This window comes from Methanoculleus oceani (genome assembly GCF_023702065.1).
Taxonomy (GTDB): domain Archaea; phylum Halobacteriota; class Methanomicrobia; order Methanomicrobiales; family Methanoculleaceae; genus Methanoculleus; species Methanoculleus oceani.
Map to the genome: position 1 here is coordinate 1 of NZ_QFDM01000003.1, position 15,728 is coordinate 15,728.

Sequence of the window (15,728 nt, forward strand, 5' to 3'; positions counted from 1 at the left end):
CCCCCCTCCCCTGTCCCCACCCCCCATGGCGATTCTCCCACGGTCCACTGCACCGGGCTATGTCCCTTGCTCTACTATCCCGTCAAGCGCGATCAGAAACCTTCCCGCTCTCAAAAATCGCCGAAAAAAGATCAAAACCCCTCAAACCGTCCTATCAACCAAAATCCACGACTCGTTATCCTCAAACCTCCCCACGACCACGACCCGCGCCGCGTCCGGAACGATGCGTGTCTCAAACGCCCCCGCCCGGGTATCGAGCGTGAAGTTCTCGTCCCCCGGACCCGTCCCGCCGATCCAGCACCGGATCTCCACCGCCCGGTCCATGTTCATCCCGCCGTGGTTCGTGAACGTGATCGTCTCCCCCGACCGCGTCGCCGTCACCACGACGGGCTTCGGCTCTTCGGGCATCTGCATCCCAAAGACCATCGACGCCGTGATCGCCGCGAGGATGACCACGACCGCCACCATCAGGAGCACGCTCTCCACCTCCGAGACCCCGGAGTCCGTATCCGCCATAGAAGGGACTATCTCCGGCGTTCTCATAAAAGACTGCCTATATCGCACAGGAAAGCACGGATCGTTCCCGTCCGGGGAGAAGAGGGGGAAATGTTGTTGCCGGGAACGGGGCCGGGGGGCGGAATGTGCCGTCCGGGAGGGCATCGGGGGCTCCCGGCAGACCGAACGGCCCGTAGTTCTCCGTCCCGGATTCCGGCGCGGATTCGGTGCCGTGCCGCACGGTAAAATCGGAAAAGATATCGTTGCCGTGACAGAACAGGCATGTATCATCAGGTGGTGGAATTGCCGAACTTCTGTCCGGAATGCGGAAACGAACTGATCAGCAGGAACGCGGAGATCTGTCCCCGGTGCGGGGTCAGGCTGAAGACGAACCCCGGGAAGAGCCCCTTGATCGCGGTACTCTGCTCCATCATCTTGGCCTCGGGCAGGTGTACAACGGATATTTCGGCCGGGGCTGCGTCATCCTTATCGGGACCTTCATCGGCTCGCTGATCTTCGTCATCCCGGGCCTGATCGTGGCAATCTACGGCATCTACGATGCGTATGCGACGGCAAAGCGGATGAATGCAGGGGAGATCCCCTACCGGGCGACGAGCGTCCTTCACATGATCCTCTTCGTCTTCCTCTGGGTCTTCGGCATCGCCGCGTTCTTCTTCCTGGCCGCAATCGTGGCCGCGCTCGTCTCCGGGGCGACCGGAGCGGTTTACTAACCGCGACCCTCACTTTTTTTACCGGCCTCCAGGCCTGAGGAATTCTTACCTCGCTCCTACGGAGAATATGCAGGTGCAGGCTCCACGACCACTCTGCGGATGCTCTTTCGGCATGGCCACCCTTTTATATCTCATAGACCACTATAACATATTATGGCAGAGGAGACGACTACGATTGAGATCACCAGATCCGACCGGGACCGGCTGAACCGTCTGCGCCGCTATCCCAAAGAGCCGTACCGATCCATAATACGCCGGTTGCTGGAGCAGAGCGAGGATCGTGAACCGTTGAGTCCCGAGACGATTGCCGACATCCAGGCATCGCTGGATGAGATCCAGCGGGGCGAGTTCGTAACACATGAAGCGTTAAAGCGGGATCTGGGGATCGAGTGAAATATTCGCTCATCTACTCAAAAAGAGTCCAGTACAAATTAAAGCACCTTCCAAAGGAGGTTACCGGCCGGATTATCCAGACGCTTGAACTGCTGGCAGAAGAAGAATACCCCCACCTGCAGGTGAAGCGTCTGACGAACTCACCCCTGTTCTCCCTGCGAGTAGGGACGTACCGGGTCATCCTGGCATTTGAGCACCGCCAACTCGTCATCATGGCGGTCGACGTCGGTCATCGAAAGAACGCCTACAACAACCTGTGAGATGCCACGTGAGCCTCCCCTTCCGGCGGAACTTACTGACAAACCGGTGCTGAGCGACCGCCCCGGCAACCCTTATCGTATCGCGCAACAGAATCTCAGCCGGTGCCCCGCACCGGAGAACGCACGGAGGCCTTGTGCATGAAGATCCTGGTTATCATGGGAAGCCCCCGGAAAGGCAACACCTACCGGGCGGCGCAGAGGATCGAGGACGTGATGCGGTCCCTCGGCGACGTCGAGTTCGAGTACCTCATGCTTTCGGGCGTCAAACTTGAACCCTGCCGGGGATGCCATGCGTGCTTCGAATGGGGCGAGGAGCGCTGCCCCGTCCGTGACGACGCTCCCGCCGTCGAGGAGAAGATGCACGACGCCGACGGGGTGATCTTCGCGTCCCCGGTCTACGGCCTGAATGTCACCGGCCTCATGAAGACCTTCATCGACCGGTTCTCCTACATCTTTCACCGCCCCCGGTTCTTCGACAAGAAGGCCCTCCTCCTCACCACCGCCGGCGCGGTGGGCGAGAAAGACGTCCTCGACTACCTCGAGGACGTCGCCGGGATCTGGGGATTCGATGTCGCCTCCCGTGCCGGCATCGTCACGCCCCCCGGCACCACGCCGAAGAAGGCTCAGGAGAACGACCGGAAACTCGAAACGGCTGCACGGGAGTTCTTCCGGGCCCTGGCGGAGAGGAAGGAGCGGCGGCCGGGGCTCCGGAGCGTCATCATCTTCCACGGCCAGCGGGCGACGTTCGACGAACTCGGCGACGCCTTCCCGGCCGACCACGCCTACTGGAAGGAGCAGGGCTGGCTCGATCCAGGAGCCCGCTACTACACGAGCGTTCCGGTCAACCCGCTCTACGATGCCGTGGGAAGGATCGTGGAGTGGGTCGCCAGGCGGAGGATCCGGCGGGACCTCGCCGCGATGCGCTGACCTGCCGGGCACCCGGTCCTTCCCCGGCGGTTAAGGTGAAAAACCTCCGACAATATCGCTCCGGGGGAGGATATGCGCCACCGCCGGCCTCCCCGTCTCCCGGCAGGGGGCGGTCGGAAAAAGGCCCGTCCGGATCTCCCTCCGGCCTTATCGGCTCATAAGAGATCCCCATTTTTATTATAAAAATTTGAGAATAAATCACCGTAAAAGATATATATTTATACCGCTATCCACCCATTCACCGGCTACCCTATGACCGGGTCTTAAATCGGATTTCGCAATCCGCCTGCCGGACGCCCCGGCGAGCACCTGCTTTAGCCAGCCCGTTTGTGCTACCGTGAGGTATGCAACGGCGGTCTCGCAGGCGGAGAGCGACCAACAAGGGGGGAAAAAATGAGAAAGCACGCATATTTGATACTATTGTGCGCAGTCGTCGCCATCGGACTGCTGATGCCGCCGGTTATGGCGGTAGAGATGGCACCGGGGTCACCGCAGGAATTCCTCTTCCCCGGCGGGAACGAACATCCGGCCATCGACGGCAACATGATCGTCTGGGAGTATAGCCTCCTCAACGGCCCCAGGGATATCTACTGCATGACCACTTCCGGCAGCGACAGGCGTCCGATCACGAACGACGACGCCTCACAGGAGAGGCCGTCCATATCGGGAGACTACGTCGTCTGGCAGGACGACCGGAACGGCAACTGGGACATCTACCTCTACTCGTTCTCGACGGAAGAGACCACGCAGCTCACGAACGACACGGGCAAGCAGTGGCTGCCCGTCATCCACGGGAACTACGTCGTCTGGTACGACGACAGCGGGGGCGACACAGACATCGTCCTCTATGACATCGGCGCCGGAGACGTGAAGGCCACCATCGACTGCAATCCGGAGCTCGGCACCGACACGACCAAGTTCAAGCCCGCGGTCTCGGACGAGTACGTCGCCTGGGAAGAGGTGGACGCCGGGATCCAGCTCTACGAGATCGCCACGGGGAACAGACAGGCGGTATCGCCGAGCACCATGGACCAGTCCTGGCCCTCGCTATGCGGCGACCTCATCGCCTGGGAGGATTACCGGTGGGGAGCGGCGTGGCAGTCCGCGATCTACCTCAAGAACATTGAGACCGGCTACGAGAGCCAGCTGACGGAGTTGAGTTACGAGCAGGTCTCGCCGACGCTCAGCGAGAGCATCATCGCCTGGGAGGACAAGCGGGACGGACTCTGGAGCATCTACATGTACGACCTCGTCGACGGGGAGGAGGAGATGTCCGTGCCCACCACCGGCGGCGAGCAGCTCTACCCCGCCGTCAGCGGCAACACGATCGTCTGGCAGAAGAACCGGAACGAGAACGCAAAACTCTGCGTCTACACCTACGTGCCCGGCGGCCCGGTCCAGACAGTCACAGAGATAGACATCGAACCGTCCACGGCCACGATGGAGATCGGCGAGGAACTCAAGTTCAACGCCACCTGCTACGACCAGGACGGCAACATCATACCCGGCCTGAAGGTCGCCTGGTCCTGCAATAACGCCACGGTCGGGTTCATCGACCCGGGAGGCTACTTCAATGCTTCCGCAGCGGGCACCGCGACCGTCACCGCAGCGACGGCCGGCATCTCCGCGACCGCAACCGTCACCGTCAACGCCGGAGAACCGGTCCTCGATGCGATCGAGGTCGTACCGGACGGGATCACGCTCGCAATCGACGGCACACAGCAGTTCGAGGCGACCGCCTTCGATGAGTCCGGCAAGCAGATGACCGGCGTCGAGTTCGACTGGACATGCAGCAACGAGACCGTCGGCGAGATCGACGGCACGGGTCTCTTCACCGCGAAGGCCGCGGGCACCGCGACCGTCACTGCGTCGGCAGACGGCAAATCCGGAGAAGCTACTGTCACCGTCACGGATGAAGAACTGGTCGCAAGAAGCATCGAGATCGACCCGCCCGAGGCCACCCTCGCAATCGGCGACACGGTGACGTTCGAAGCGACCGTCCGCGACCAGTTCGACAACCCGATCCCCGGCGTTGCGGTCACCTGGACGAGCGACAACGCGACCGTCGGGACCATCGATGAGTCCAGCGGCCTCTTCACTGCCCATGCAGCGGGCACGGCGACTGTCACCGCGTCGGCAGGCGATCTCTCCGAAACCGCGACCGTCACGGTCAACGCCGAAACTCCGGTAGAACCGGTCCTCGATCGCATTGAGGTCGCACCGACCGCGGTCACCCTCGCAATCGACGGCATACAGCAGTTCTCTGCGACCGCTTTCGATGATTCCGGCAAGCAGATGACCGGCGTCGAGTTCGACTGGTCGTGCAGCGACGAGACCGTCGGCGAGGTCGACGATACCGGCCTCTTCACCGCGAAGGCCGCGGGCACAGCGACCGTCACCGCATCCGCGGGCGACGCCTCCGGAACCGCAACCGTCACCGTCAACGCAGACGAACCGGTAGAACCGGAAGAGCCGGTCCTGACAAGGATCACGCTCACGCCGCCCGGAGCCACCCTGGACGTCGACGACATCCAGAGATTCATGGTGATAGGCTATGACCAGAACGACAACGTCATGCCCGCCGGTGAGATCACCTGGGCCTGCAATGGCGGGCCCGTCGGGACCGTCGACGGGGACGGATGCTTCACCGCCCTTGCCGCGGGCACCGCGACCGTAACCGCAACGGCAGGCAGCTGCTCTGCTGAAGCAACCATCACCGTCTGCGAAGAAGAGCCTGCGCTCGCGAAGATCGCGGTCGTGCCGTTCGAGGTCACGCTCGAGGAGGGCGACACCCTGGAGTTCAGCGCCGTCGCGTTCGACCGGTTCGGCGACATCGTCGAGGACGCCGGGATCTCCTGGGAGTGCAGCGACTCGTGCGTCGGGACCATCGATGAGTGCGGCGTCTTCACCGCCCTCGACGGCGGCACGGCGACCATCACCGCATGCGCAGAAGGTGCCGAAGGAACCGCAACCGTCACCGTGAACTGCGGCGACCCGGTCGTAACGTGCATCGTCATCACGCCGGCAGCGATCACGCTCGCCAGAAACGACACCGCGGCGTTCACCGCGACCGCTCTCGACCAGGACGGCTGCGAGATGCCCGACATCGAGATCGAGTGGGAATGCAGCGATGAGACCGTCGGCGAGGTCGACGATACCGGGTTCTTCGCGGCCCTCGCCGCGGGCACGGCGACCGTCACGGCATCTGCCGGAGGCGTCGCCGCGACGGCGGACGTAGAGGTCACCGATGACTGCTCGGGGGTCGTGGTATCCCCGTCGGCGATCATCCTGGACCCCGGGGACACCCGGCAGTTCACCGCGACCGTGTATGACCTGCAGGACAACGCAGGTTCCATAGTGGCCTGGTCGTGCAGCGATCCGGGTGTCGGCGAGATCACCGATAACGGCCTCTTCACCGCAGTCTGCGGAGGGACCACGACCGTCACCGCAACGGTTGACGGAGAGAACGAGACCGCGACCGGAACCGCGACGGTGACCGTCCGGTCGACGGCGCCGGAGCTTACACGGATCGAGGTCAGCCCGTCCGACTTCTGCATCCCCGCAGGCCACAGCCTGACGCTCACCGCGACCGCATTCGACCAGTACGGTTACGAAATGCCCGACGTCATAATCGACTGGGAGAGCAGCGACCCGTGCGTCGGCACCATCGATCTCTGCAGCGGCGTCTTCACCGCTCTCGAGGCCGGAGCAGTGACCCTCATCGCATCGGCGGACGGAGTCTCCGGCTCCGCCTGCGTGACCGTCGAGCCCTCGCTCCCGGTCCCGGCCTGCATCGAGGTCAAACCGGCCACGGCCACGATTCAGACCGGAGAAACCCGGGAGTTCACGGCCACGGTATTCGACCAGTGCGAGAACGTGATGGACTGGGTCAGGGTCAGGTGGTCGTGCTCCGGCGATGATGTCGGCACGATCGACCGGGCCGGACTCTTCGCGGCGTTCACGGAAGGGTCTGCGGACGTGACGGCCTGTGCCGGCGGCGTGGAAGGAACGGCGTCTGTCACCATCACGGCGTCGCCCACGGCCGACCCCACGCCCAAACCCACACCCAACCCCGGATCGAAAAAACGCGCCTCGAGCGACGGCGGCGGCTACGCCCCCCCCAGCTTCTTCGCAGGGATCTGCGAGAACCTGAAGGGCGGCGAGACGCACACGTTCTCGGGTATCAGCGTCTCGTCGGTCGGCAGCGTTGCCATCACGGCGGCCGACAACATCCCGAAGCTGCTGATGACCGTGAAGGAGGCGAAGTGCCCCAACCTGGCGGAGCCTCCCTGCGACCGCACCTACGAGTACGTCGAGATCGCTCTCTCGTGGGTGAGCCCGAACCAGATCGACAACGCGACGATGACCTTCACCGTCCCGGCAAAGTGGCTCGAGGAGCACGACATGCTCCCACAGGACGTCAGGCTCATGCGTTACGTCGACGGCGGCTGGCAGATCCTGGAGACCGAGGTCGTCGGTGAAGAGAACGGGAAGTACCGCTTCCGGGCAACCACCCCCGGATTCTCCACCTTCGCAATCGCTGCGATGCCGGAGAACATGACCGTAACCACGACCGCCACGGGAGAGGAGACGAACGCCACGGCAACCATGACCGAAGAGCCGACGACGGAGCAGACGACCGCCGTGCCGACGACACCCGCGGCACCGCTCGTCTACGCGCCCCTCCTCGCCCCGCTGGCATTCCTTCTCTGGGGAAGAAGGAAGAACTAACCCCACCTTTTTTTGACGCCTTTTTGCAGACATCCTCCCGGGGTGCCAAAACCCGGGATGACACGCATACAGGGTTCTCTCCCGCGTGGTGCCGGCCGCGTTCGGTGCGAATATGCAGGTGCCTTTCCGCGGAGTTCTGTAAAAAGAGGAAGGGGCTGAGCCCTTCATAACATGTTCGACGGTCTTTCCGCGTCAGTACCCCGCCGGACCGCCCGGTGGGGTCTCGCCCCCCACCGGAGTCTCGACGTCCACCGGATCACCTGGTGGGGTCTCGGTCATCATCGGGGTCTCGGTCTCCATTGGGGTCTCGGTCTCCATCGGGGTTGTCACCGTCTCCGTGGGGGTCGGCAGGACGCCGTCTCCACTCGGCATGGTGCATCCCGCGACCAGGATGCCGGCGCCCAGGATGAGGAGCACCGCCAGAAGGACTATGATGGGCCTCATGGAAGGGGCCCATCACACACATGTTACTTATAGTTTGTTCACCCGTGCGGGTCGCCGCCGCCAGGACCACCGTCCAGGGCACAGGACCGCCCTGCATCCCGGCCGCCCGGAGCGCGGAGGGCACCGGGGCAGGAACATTCTTCGGCTGCTTTCGGGCGCTGCGCAAGAGAAAAAGGGGAATGGTCCCCCTCGACATCACTCCACGATGAACTCGCCGTTCATGTCGGGGTGGACATCGCACTGGAAGTAGTAGGTCCCGGGTTCGGACGGTGCCGTGAAGGTGTAGGTGATCTCGGCAGGCCCGTCGATGACCTCGCCCACGAAGATCTGCTCCGCCCGGAGGGGGCTGTCGTAGACCGCAACATTGTGGGGGACGCCGTCGTCCTGGTTGTCAAAGACCATCGTCACCTCCGCCCCCGCCGGCACCGTGATCGTGCTCGTGTCGAACGCGAGGTTATCGGCGGCGATGTTCACCGTCGTCGCGGCACCGGCCGCCGTCGGGGTCGGGGTCATGTTCATGGTCTGGTTTCCGACCGGGGGAACAACCACAGGGGTCTCGTTCCCGGTCGCTGTCGGGGTCTCGTTCCCGGTCGCTGTCGGGGTCTCGTTCCCGGTCATCGTCGGCGTGGTGCTGACATTGGTGGGCGGCACGACCCTCCAGACCCTGCCGGTGCTGGTGGAGTTATCGGGTCCTCCCACATCGTTCGTCAGCACATAGAGGTCACGTTCGGCATCCTCGCCGAACCCGCGCAGGAACATGCCCAGGGTCTCGTTCTCGCCGGAGGTGATGTTCAGCGTCTGGACCTCCCACATGGCGTTCGCCTCAGGGGTCAGGTTCGCGGCGGACTGCGGTGCGGCCCATCCCGCCGGGGGTGTGGCGGCGAGGAGAGTGCCGTTGCCCACCGTCCGGCTGTCGCTCCAGTAGCCGAAGACGTACCTGCCCTCGAGATCCGGAACGGCGGTCCCGCGGTAGACGTTCCCGCCGACGACGACAATGCCGAGGTCACGGCCGCCCTCGAAGATGGGGCCGATCAGCGGCTCGTCCAGGTAGCCGGTGGTGTTGCAGGACTCCGGCGGGGCCGTGGTGGCGTTCGGGTCGAAGCAGTGCGTGCCCTCGCGGATGTTCCAGCCGTAGTTGCCGCCGTTGTAGACGACGTCCACCTCCTCAAAGAGGTTCTGGCCCGCGTCGGCGACGAAGAGCGCGTTGTTGCCGCCGGAGTCAAAGGACATGTAGGCCGGGTTCCGGAACCCGTAGGCGTAGATCTCGGGTGGGACGGATTCGTAGGCGTAGGTGTCGAGGATCTCGGTCTGGTTCTCAGCAAACGGGTTGTCGGCGGGTATGCCGTAGAGGCTGCCTGCAAACGTCGTCCACGTCGGATCAGGCGGGTTTGCGGTCCGGTTGACGCTCATGTTCTCCGTCTGGTTCATCATCGTCACATTCTGCGGGATCGTTACGTTCCCGTCGGTGACGTTCTCCACGTCGATCCGGAGCATCTTGCCGTAGATCTTCGTGAGGTCCTGGGCGTTCCCGATACCGGGGGTGTGGCCGTTCCCGACGTCGTTCGCCCTCCCGGCATCCCCGAGCGAGATGTAGAGGAAGCCGTCGGCGGGGCTGAAGGCGAGCTGGCCGCCGTTGTGGTTATGGTAGGGCTTGTCGATGTACATCAGCACCCTCTCGGAGGTTGCGTTCACCCGGTTTTGGTCTTCGGGGTCGACCTGGAACTCGGAGATGTGGTTCGTGCAGTTCCAGTCCTCGGGAGCCTCCGGCCTTAAGGGTGCGCTGTAGAAGGCGTAGACCTTGCCGTTCTCCGAGAAGTTCGGGTGGAACGCGATCGAGAGCAGGCCCCGCTCGTCGTAGGTCGGGTTGAGGTCGACCATCTTATCCCGGAGGTCCAGGAACGGCTCGGGGAGCGTGGTCCCGTTCGCGTCGACGACCTGCACCACGCCAATCTGGTCCACGACGAAGAGCCGTCCGGTCCCGTCGTCGGGCGCCGTGATCGCAAGCGGCGAGGTGAAGTTCTCCGCGACGAGTTCAAGGCCGATCTCGGTCGTGACGTTCGGGGCGGCCGTCAGGTTCGTCCGGGACGTGTTGCCCTGGAGTTCCGCGGCAAGCAGGGACCCGGCGTTCGTGAGGTCCGTTGCGTTGCCGCTCATGTTCTGCGCAGATGCGCCTTCTATACCGGTCGTCTGGTTTGAACTCTCATTGATGTTACTGACGTTGCTCGATCCCACCTGCGCTGCACCCGCACCCGCGATGAGTGCGAGGATCAGGAGGGATGCTATGACAGGGGTAACTTTTGTCATGCGAGGCAGGACAGGGTATCCGGCTTGATAAGTGTTGCGCCGGATCGACCGGCCGTACCCCGGGTCCACGGTTCAGGCGGGACCCTCATCAACACGATCCCTTCAGAAGAGGAGAGGAAGAGAGATCCGGGGGATCTCTCGTTGATGGCGGGTGCCGGTCACTCCACGATGAAGTCGCCGGTCATCTGCTGGGGGTGGACGTCGCACCGGAAGAAGTAGGTGCCGGGCTCTTCCGGCGCCGTGAAAGTGTAGGTGGTCGTCTCCGGGCCGGTGATGGTCTCGCCCACGAAGATCTCCTCGGTCGCGGAAGAGTCCGTGTAGACCGCAACATTGTGGAGGATGCCATCGTCCTGGTTGTCGAAGACCATCGTCACCTCCGCCCCCGCCGGCACCGTGATCGTGCTCGTGTCAAACGCCATGTTATCGGCGACGATATCGACTGTCGCGACCTCTCCGCCCGCTGCGGTCGTTGCTGCCGTTGTCACGCCCGTTGTCTCTGTGGCTGCCGGGGTTTCGGTCCCGGTCGGTGTTCCGGTCTCGAGTGGCGTCTCGGTCATCATCGGGGTCTCGGTCTCGAGCGGGGTCTGGGTCTCGGTCGGGGTTGTTATCGTCTCCGTGGGGGTCGGCTGGGTGCCGTCTCCACCCGGCGCGGTGCATCCCGCGACCAGCATGCCGGCGCTCACGATGAGGAGCGCCATAAGAAGGACTGCATTGGGCCTCATGAGAGAGGCGATCCCGTACATGCTATTTATAATTATCCGCGCGGAGAGGTCCGCACAGGAGAAAGGGGTGGGAGGAGCGGGACAATCCCGCTCCCCGCACGCCGGTGCGTTCCGGATCACTCCACGATGAAATCGCCGTTCATGGAGGGATGGACGTCGCACTGGAAGTAGTAGGTCCCGGGCTCTTCAGGAGCGGGGAAGGTGTAGGTGATCTCGGCGGGCCCGGTGATGATCTCGCCCACGAAGATCTGCTCCGCCCGGAGGGGACTGTCGTAGACCGCGACGTTGTGGGGGATGCCGCCGTCCTGGTTGTCGAAGACCATCGTCACGTTCGCCCCCGCCGGCACCGTGATCGTGCTCGTGTCGAACGCGAGGTTATCGGCGGAGATGTTCACCGTCGTCTCGTTCCCGGGTACCGTCGGGGCCGGAGTCACGTTCACGGTTGCTGTCGGGGTCACGTTGACCGTCGGGGTCGGTGTCATGTTCACGGTTGGCGTCGGCGTGACGTTCATCGTCGGGGTCACGTTCCCGGCCGGGGGCAGGATAGTCGGGGTCACGTTCACTGTCGGGGTTGGGGTCACGTTCCCCATCCCGCCGGGACGGAGCGCAATGACCTGGGCCATCTCCCCGACGCCGCAGGGCCAGACGATGGTGTCGTTCGCAACCGCAGGCCAGGCGTTGATGCCCGCAGGAGCGGTGAAACTCCAGACCTCTTCACCGGTCGTCGTGTCGAATGCGTAGATCGTCCCGTTGAAGGTCGCCGTGAAGACCAGGTCGTTGACGACCGTCGCACCGCCCACGTTGATGGAGTCAAGTTTCTGATCCCAGAGGATCTTGCCGGAATAGGCCTCAACGGCCACAAGCCCGCCCGTCCCCTCGGGGACCGGCTGGATCTCAGCCTGGGGCAGGCCCTCGACGCCCAGGGAGAGCGAACTTGTCGGCGACCAGATGGTGTAGAGGTCGACGTAGGGCACGTAGACCGTGCCGTTCGCGTAGGCCATCGGGGTCTCGACCCCGCCGAGCGCTCCCGGATAGACCGTGGTGTTGCCGGGCGGCAGCGCCGCAAGCTGGTCGTTCTCGTGCCTGCCCACGACGGCGATCCAGAGGATGGCTCCGGTGTCGCGGTTGAAGGCATACACCCTCCCCATCTTCCCGGCGCTGATCACGACGTTCTGGTCCTCTCCGCTGACGTTGGCGCTGGTGAGGATCGGCGAGATCTGGAGATCGTGGTCGAAGAGGTCGTGCGGAAGCACCTGGGTGAACCAGACCATATCCCCGGTCGCATGGTCGAGCGCCATCATGGTGTTCGTGTAGAGGTTCGGGCCGGGCCGGCTTGCGGCGTTCGGGAACTCAGGAGTCCCCGCGAAGGGTGCCGGGTTCGCTATGGGCCAGTAGGTGATGCCCGTTTCCGTATCCACCGCCGGGGTGTACCAGACACCGCCGCCGCTGTTGACGTCGGGGTTGCCCCAGATGTTCACCGGGTCGTCGACCGTGCTGAAGTTCCACGCGATCTCGCCGGTCTCCTGGTCGAGGGCATAGATGTACCCGACGGCGCCGCCCCGGTAGAAGACGTCGCCGCGGCCGGGCACCGTCGAGGTGTAGACGAGGTTGTCGTAGACCGTGGGCTGGATGTCGATGCCCTCGCCGATGATCACTCCCTCCAGGGGCGTGGTGTTGATGAGCTGCATCGACCAGAGTTCTTCACCGCTCGATGCGTCCAGCGCCGCGACGGAGAACGGGTCGCTCGTCACGAAGACCTTGCCCCACCCGACCGCCGGCCCGTTCGGCCCGGTCACGGTGGTGTTGTTGTAGATCTTCTCCCACTTCACCGAACCGTCGGCGAGGTTCAGGGCGTAGGTGTCGGCGTAGAGGTCCTGGAAGTAAACGGTGTCCCCCATGATGATGGGGTTGCTGCTCGCGCCGCCGAAGATGCCGGTGGCGTTGATCTCGAACGTCCAGGCGATCGCCAGATCGTTTACATTGTCCTTATTAATCGATACGTCGGTCGTTGCGCGTGTATTCTCGTAGTCTCTGTTCGGAAGCGGCCAGTCGGCCGTATACTGCATGATCTCCGGCGGGACTCCCTCCGCCGCCTGAAGGTCAGTTGTTTCGTTGCTCATGTCGCTCGCGTTCTCTTCCTGGGCGACCGCCCCGGAAAAGAGCATTAGGCACCCTAGAAGGGTGATGATCAGGAGCCTTGACAATCTCTGCATACGGGGCAGGAATGAGAAAGCCACGTTATATACCTTTCGCAAAGGAGCCCATTCCTCCCCAAAAAAACCCGGTTTCTGAAACAACTTCCGACACGGGCCCGGCTCAGTCGGGGGACAGGGTTAAGTGAGGGGGCGCCGTATCCCCGCCCATGATTCGCACGAAACGGATCTACGCGGAGCCCTCGGAGGACGACGGGGCCCGGGTCCTCGTCGACCGGCTCTGGCCGCGAGGTGTCTCGAAGGAAGAGGCGAGACTCGACCGGTGGGAGAAGGACCTTGCGCCGGGCAATGAACTGCGCCGGTGGTTCGGGCACGACCCGGCGAAGTGGGAGGAGTTTCTCCGGCGCTACCGGGCCGAACTCGAGGGTAAGGAGGAGGCGCTCGACCGGCTCCGGCAGGAGGCGAACGATGCGACCGTCACGCTCCTCTACGCCGCGAAGGACGAGGAACAGAACAACGCCGTGGCGCTGAAGCGGTATATCGAAGAGAGGTAGGCCCCGGTGCCGACACCTACTTATGGTTGTGGGAGAGGTCACTCCCCATGTCCATGGAGAACGACAGGATATCCTACCACGATTCGGTAAGGACCGTCTACGAGCGGCTCAAAGCGGACGGCATGTCCAATGTCTGGGACCGCTACGAGGCCCAGGGGCTCGGGACCGACCCCGACCGGCGGTGCGCCTTCTGCCAGGCAGGCGCACGGTGCGACTTCTGCTCGAACGGCCCCTGCCGGGCCGACGCCAGCCGGAACCACCGGGGAGTCTGCGGGATCAACGCCGACGGCATGGCGATGCGGATGATGCTTCTGCGAAACGTCATGGGAGCGTCGAACTACCACTTCCACGCCCAGCAGGCTGTCCGGACCCTCCGGGCAACCGCGGAAGGCAAAACCCCCTTCTCCATCGCGGAGCCGGAGAAACTCCGGACGTTTGCAGGACGGCTCGGGATCGATACCGGCGGGAGCGACGCGGAGGTCGCCCTCCGGCTCTGCGACTTCGTGGAAGAGGACTTCCACCGGTTCACCCATGAGCCGAGCCGGATCGTGGAGCGGCTCGCCCCCCCGGAGCGAAAAGAGGTCTGGAAACGGCTCAAACTCTTCCCGGGCGGGATCTACGGGGAGACGATCGTCGATACCGCCTCCACCCTCACGAACGTCGACGGGTGGTTCGCGAGCCACGCCATGCGGGCGATGCGCCTCGGCGTCGCGATGGCCTACCAGAGCCAGATCGTGCTTGAGTACATCCAGGACATCCTCTACGGCATTCCCCGGCCGCACCCCATGCGGGTCGACCTCGGGGTGCTCGACCCCGACTACGTCAACGTCCTCCCGAACGGCCACGAACCCTTCCTCGGGTTCGCCCTCATCGACCTCGCCCGCACCGACGAGTGGCAGGAGAAGGCAAAGGAGGCGGGGGCAAAGGGCCTCAGGATCATCGCCAACATCGAGACCGGACAGGAACTGATCCAGAGGAGAGAGATGGACGACGTCTTCTACGGCTACACGGGCAACTGGATCATGCAGGAGGCGGTCCTCGCCACCGGGGCGGTGGACGTCTTTGCCGCCGATATGAACTGCTCGCTCCCGCTCGACCCGCTCTACGCCGAGAAGTACCGCTTCAAACTGATCCCGGTCAGCGAGGTCGTGGTCTTCGAGGGCGGGACGGAGAGGCTCGACTACGTCCCGGAGGAGGCAAAGGAGCAGGCGGCGGCCCTCCTCGAGATGGGGATCGAGAACTTCAAGGAGCGGCATACCACGATCGACGCGATCCGCGGCCTTCCCGTGCGGGAAGCGGTCGTCGGGTTCGCCCCCGAGAGCATCGTCGCAGCGCTCGGGGGGAGTCTCGACCCGCTGCTTTCCGCCGTCAAGGACGGGACCATCCGGGGTATCGTCGGGCTCGTCTCCTGCACCACCCTCCGGGACTACGGGCAGGACGTCCACACCGTCGCGGTCGCGGAGAACCTGATCGCCCGTGACATCCTGGTCCTCGGGATGGGGTGCGGGGTTGCGGGCCTCCAGGTCGCCGGGCTCTGCTCCCCGGAGGCGAAGGAGAAGGCCGGGCCGGGGCTGAAGGGGCTCTGCACGGCGCTCGGGGTGCCGCCGGTGCTCGGATTCGGGACCTGCACCGATACCGGCAGGTGCGCCGACCTCCTCCTCTCGGTCTCCGACGCTCTCGGCGGCGTCCCCCTCCCGGACCTTCCGGTCGCCGTCGCCGCCCCGGAGTACATGGAGCAGAAGGCGACGGTCGACGCACTCTTCGCGCTCGCGCTCGGGCTCTACACCTACGTCAACCCGGTCCCGACCGTGACCGGCGGGCCGGACCTCGTCAAACTCCTCACCGAGGACCTTCCCGGCATCACCGGCGGGGTGCTCCACGTCGAGACGGACGCCACCGCGGCGGCGGAGGGGATACTTGCGCACATCGAGGCGAAGCGGACGAAGCTGGGGATATAGGCAACGTATGCCCTCTTTTTTGCTGCACGCAATCACCTGAACCCACGCCGGGCGGT

General features: G+C 64.0%; 13 protein-coding genes. 7 read left to right on the plus strand and 6 right to left on the minus strand.

Annotated elements, in window-relative coordinates:
- Positions 1-141 precede the first annotated feature (141 nt).
- Both DIC75_RS09675 and DIC75_RS12370 read right to left on the minus strand, forming a co-directional pair.
- Entirely contained in the window at positions 142-516 is a 375-nt protein-coding gene (locus DIC75_RS09675; RefSeq protein WP_250987835.1) for a type IV pilin N-terminal domain-containing protein, read from the minus strand.
- A gap of 269 nt (positions 517-785) precedes the next feature.
- Complete coding sequence (locus DIC75_RS12370) at positions 786-929, minus strand: hypothetical protein (RefSeq protein ID WP_250987836.1); 144 nt, start codon at positions 927-929, stop codon at positions 786-788.
- 15 nt (positions 930-944) lie between these two features.
- Here DIC75_RS12370 and DIC75_RS09685 point away from each other — a divergent pair, with 15 nt between their 5' ends.
- The 5 genes from DIC75_RS09685 (at position 945) to DIC75_RS09705 (ending at position 7,537) form a co-directional block, all read left to right on the plus strand.
- Positions 945-1,226: a hypothetical protein gene (locus DIC75_RS09685; RefSeq protein ID WP_250987837.1), complete on the plus strand. Its 282-nt coding sequence runs from the start codon at positions 945-947 to the stop codon at positions 1,224-1,226.
- A gap of 153 nt (positions 1,227-1,379) precedes the next feature.
- Positions 1,380-1,619 carry a hypothetical protein gene (locus DIC75_RS09690; protein ID WP_250987838.1) on the plus strand — a complete coding sequence of 80 codons (240 nt, stop codon included), beginning with the start codon at positions 1,380-1,382 and terminating at the stop codon, positions 1,617-1,619.
- Positions 1,616-1,879 (plus strand): type II toxin-antitoxin system RelE family toxin, encoded by a 264-nt coding sequence (locus tag DIC75_RS09695; protein WP_250987839.1) that lies wholly within the window; start codon positions 1,616-1,618, stop codon positions 1,877-1,879. The genes DIC75_RS09690 and DIC75_RS09695 overlap by 4 nt, the downstream gene beginning before the upstream one ends.
- A 138-nt stretch (positions 1,880-2,017) precedes the next feature.
- Positions 2,018-2,806 (plus strand): flavodoxin family protein, encoded by a 789-nt coding sequence (locus DIC75_RS09700; RefSeq protein ID WP_250987840.1) that lies wholly within the window; start codon positions 2,018-2,020, stop codon positions 2,804-2,806.
- Between the two features lie 393 nt (positions 2,807-3,199).
- On the plus strand, positions 3,200-7,537 hold the full coding sequence (locus DIC75_RS09705) for an Ig-like domain-containing protein (protein WP_250987841.1): 4,338 nt from the start codon (positions 3,200-3,202) through the stop codon (positions 7,535-7,537).
- Between the two features lie 192 nt (positions 7,538-7,729).
- Here DIC75_RS09705 and DIC75_RS09710 read toward each other — a convergent pair whose 3' ends face one another.
- The 4 genes from DIC75_RS09710 to DIC75_RS09725 all read right to left on the minus strand — a co-directional run bounded on the left by DIC75_RS09710 (position 7,730) and on the right by DIC75_RS09725 (position 13,220).
- Positions 7,730-7,981: a hypothetical protein gene (locus DIC75_RS09710; RefSeq protein WP_250987842.1), complete on the minus strand. Its 252-nt coding sequence runs from the start codon at positions 7,979-7,981 to the stop codon at positions 7,730-7,732.
- Positions 7,982-8,176: 195 nt separating this feature from the next.
- Positions 8,177-10,285: a PQQ-dependent sugar dehydrogenase gene (locus DIC75_RS09715; RefSeq protein WP_250987843.1), complete on the minus strand. Its 2,109-nt coding sequence runs from the start codon at positions 10,283-10,285 to the stop codon at positions 8,177-8,179.
- A 158-nt stretch (positions 10,286-10,443) separates the two neighbouring features.
- Positions 10,444-11,007: a cupredoxin domain-containing protein gene (locus DIC75_RS09720; RefSeq protein WP_250987844.1), complete on the minus strand. Its 564-nt coding sequence runs from the start codon at positions 11,005-11,007 to the stop codon at positions 10,444-10,446.
- Positions 11,008-11,123: 116 nt separating this feature from the next.
- Positions 11,124-13,220 (minus strand): outer membrane protein assembly factor BamB family protein, encoded by a 2,097-nt coding sequence (locus tag DIC75_RS09725; RefSeq protein ID WP_250987845.1) that lies wholly within the window; start codon positions 13,218-13,220, stop codon positions 11,124-11,126.
- A gap of 149 nt (positions 13,221-13,369) precedes the next feature.
- Between DIC75_RS09725 and DIC75_RS09730 the strand changes: the two genes are divergently transcribed.
- On the plus strand, positions 13,370-13,714 hold the full coding sequence (locus DIC75_RS09730) for a DUF488 domain-containing protein (RefSeq protein WP_250987846.1): 345 nt from the start codon (positions 13,370-13,372) through the stop codon (positions 13,712-13,714).
- Between the two features lie 47 nt (positions 13,715-13,761).
- Complete coding sequence (gene cooS / locus DIC75_RS09735) at positions 13,762-15,672, plus strand: anaerobic carbon-monoxide dehydrogenase catalytic subunit (protein ID WP_250987847.1); 1,911 nt, start codon at positions 13,762-13,764, stop codon at positions 15,670-15,672.
- Positions 15,673-15,728 lie beyond the last annotated feature (56 nt).

Excerpts from the sequence above, each read along its gene's own strand:
- DIC75_RS09700 (WP_250987840.1), top strand. The coding sequence starts at position 2,018 with ATGAAGATCCTGGTTATCATGGGAAGCCCCCGGAAAGGCAACACCTAC.
- DIC75_RS09725 (WP_250987845.1), bottom strand. The coding sequence starts at position 13,220 with ATGCAGAGATTGTCAAGGCTCCTGATCATCACCCTTCTAGGGTGCCTA.
- DIC75_RS09690 (WP_250987838.1), top strand. The coding sequence starts at position 1,380 with ATGGCAGAGGAGACGACTACGATTGAGATCACCAGATCCGACCGGGAC.
- DIC75_RS09720 (WP_250987844.1), bottom strand. The coding sequence starts at position 11,007 with ATGAGGCCCAATGCAGTCCTTCTTATGGCGCTCCTCATCGTGAGCGCC.
- DIC75_RS09675 (WP_250987835.1), bottom strand. The coding sequence starts at position 516 with ATGGCGGATACGGACTCCGGGGTCTCGGAGGTGGAGAGCGTGCTCCTG.
- DIC75_RS09715 (WP_250987843.1), bottom strand. The coding sequence starts at position 10,285 with ATGACAAAAGTTACCCCTGTCATAGCATCCCTCCTGATCCTCGCACTC.
- cooS (WP_250987847.1), top strand. The coding sequence starts at position 13,762 with ATGTCCATGGAGAACGACAGGATATCCTACCACGATTCGGTAAGGACC.
- DIC75_RS09730 (WP_250987846.1), top strand. The coding sequence starts at position 13,370 with ATGATTCGCACGAAACGGATCTACGCGGAGCCCTCGGAGGACGACGGG.
- DIC75_RS12370 (WP_250987836.1), bottom strand. The coding sequence starts at position 929 with ATGATGGAGCAGAGTACCGCGATCAAGGGGCTCTTCCCGGGGTTCGTC.
- DIC75_RS09705 (WP_250987841.1), top strand. The coding sequence starts at position 3,200 with ATGAGAAAGCACGCATATTTGATACTATTGTGCGCAGTCGTCGCCATC.
- DIC75_RS09710 (WP_250987842.1), bottom strand. The coding sequence starts at position 7,981 with ATGAGGCCCATCATAGTCCTTCTGGCGGTGCTCCTCATCCTGGGCGCC.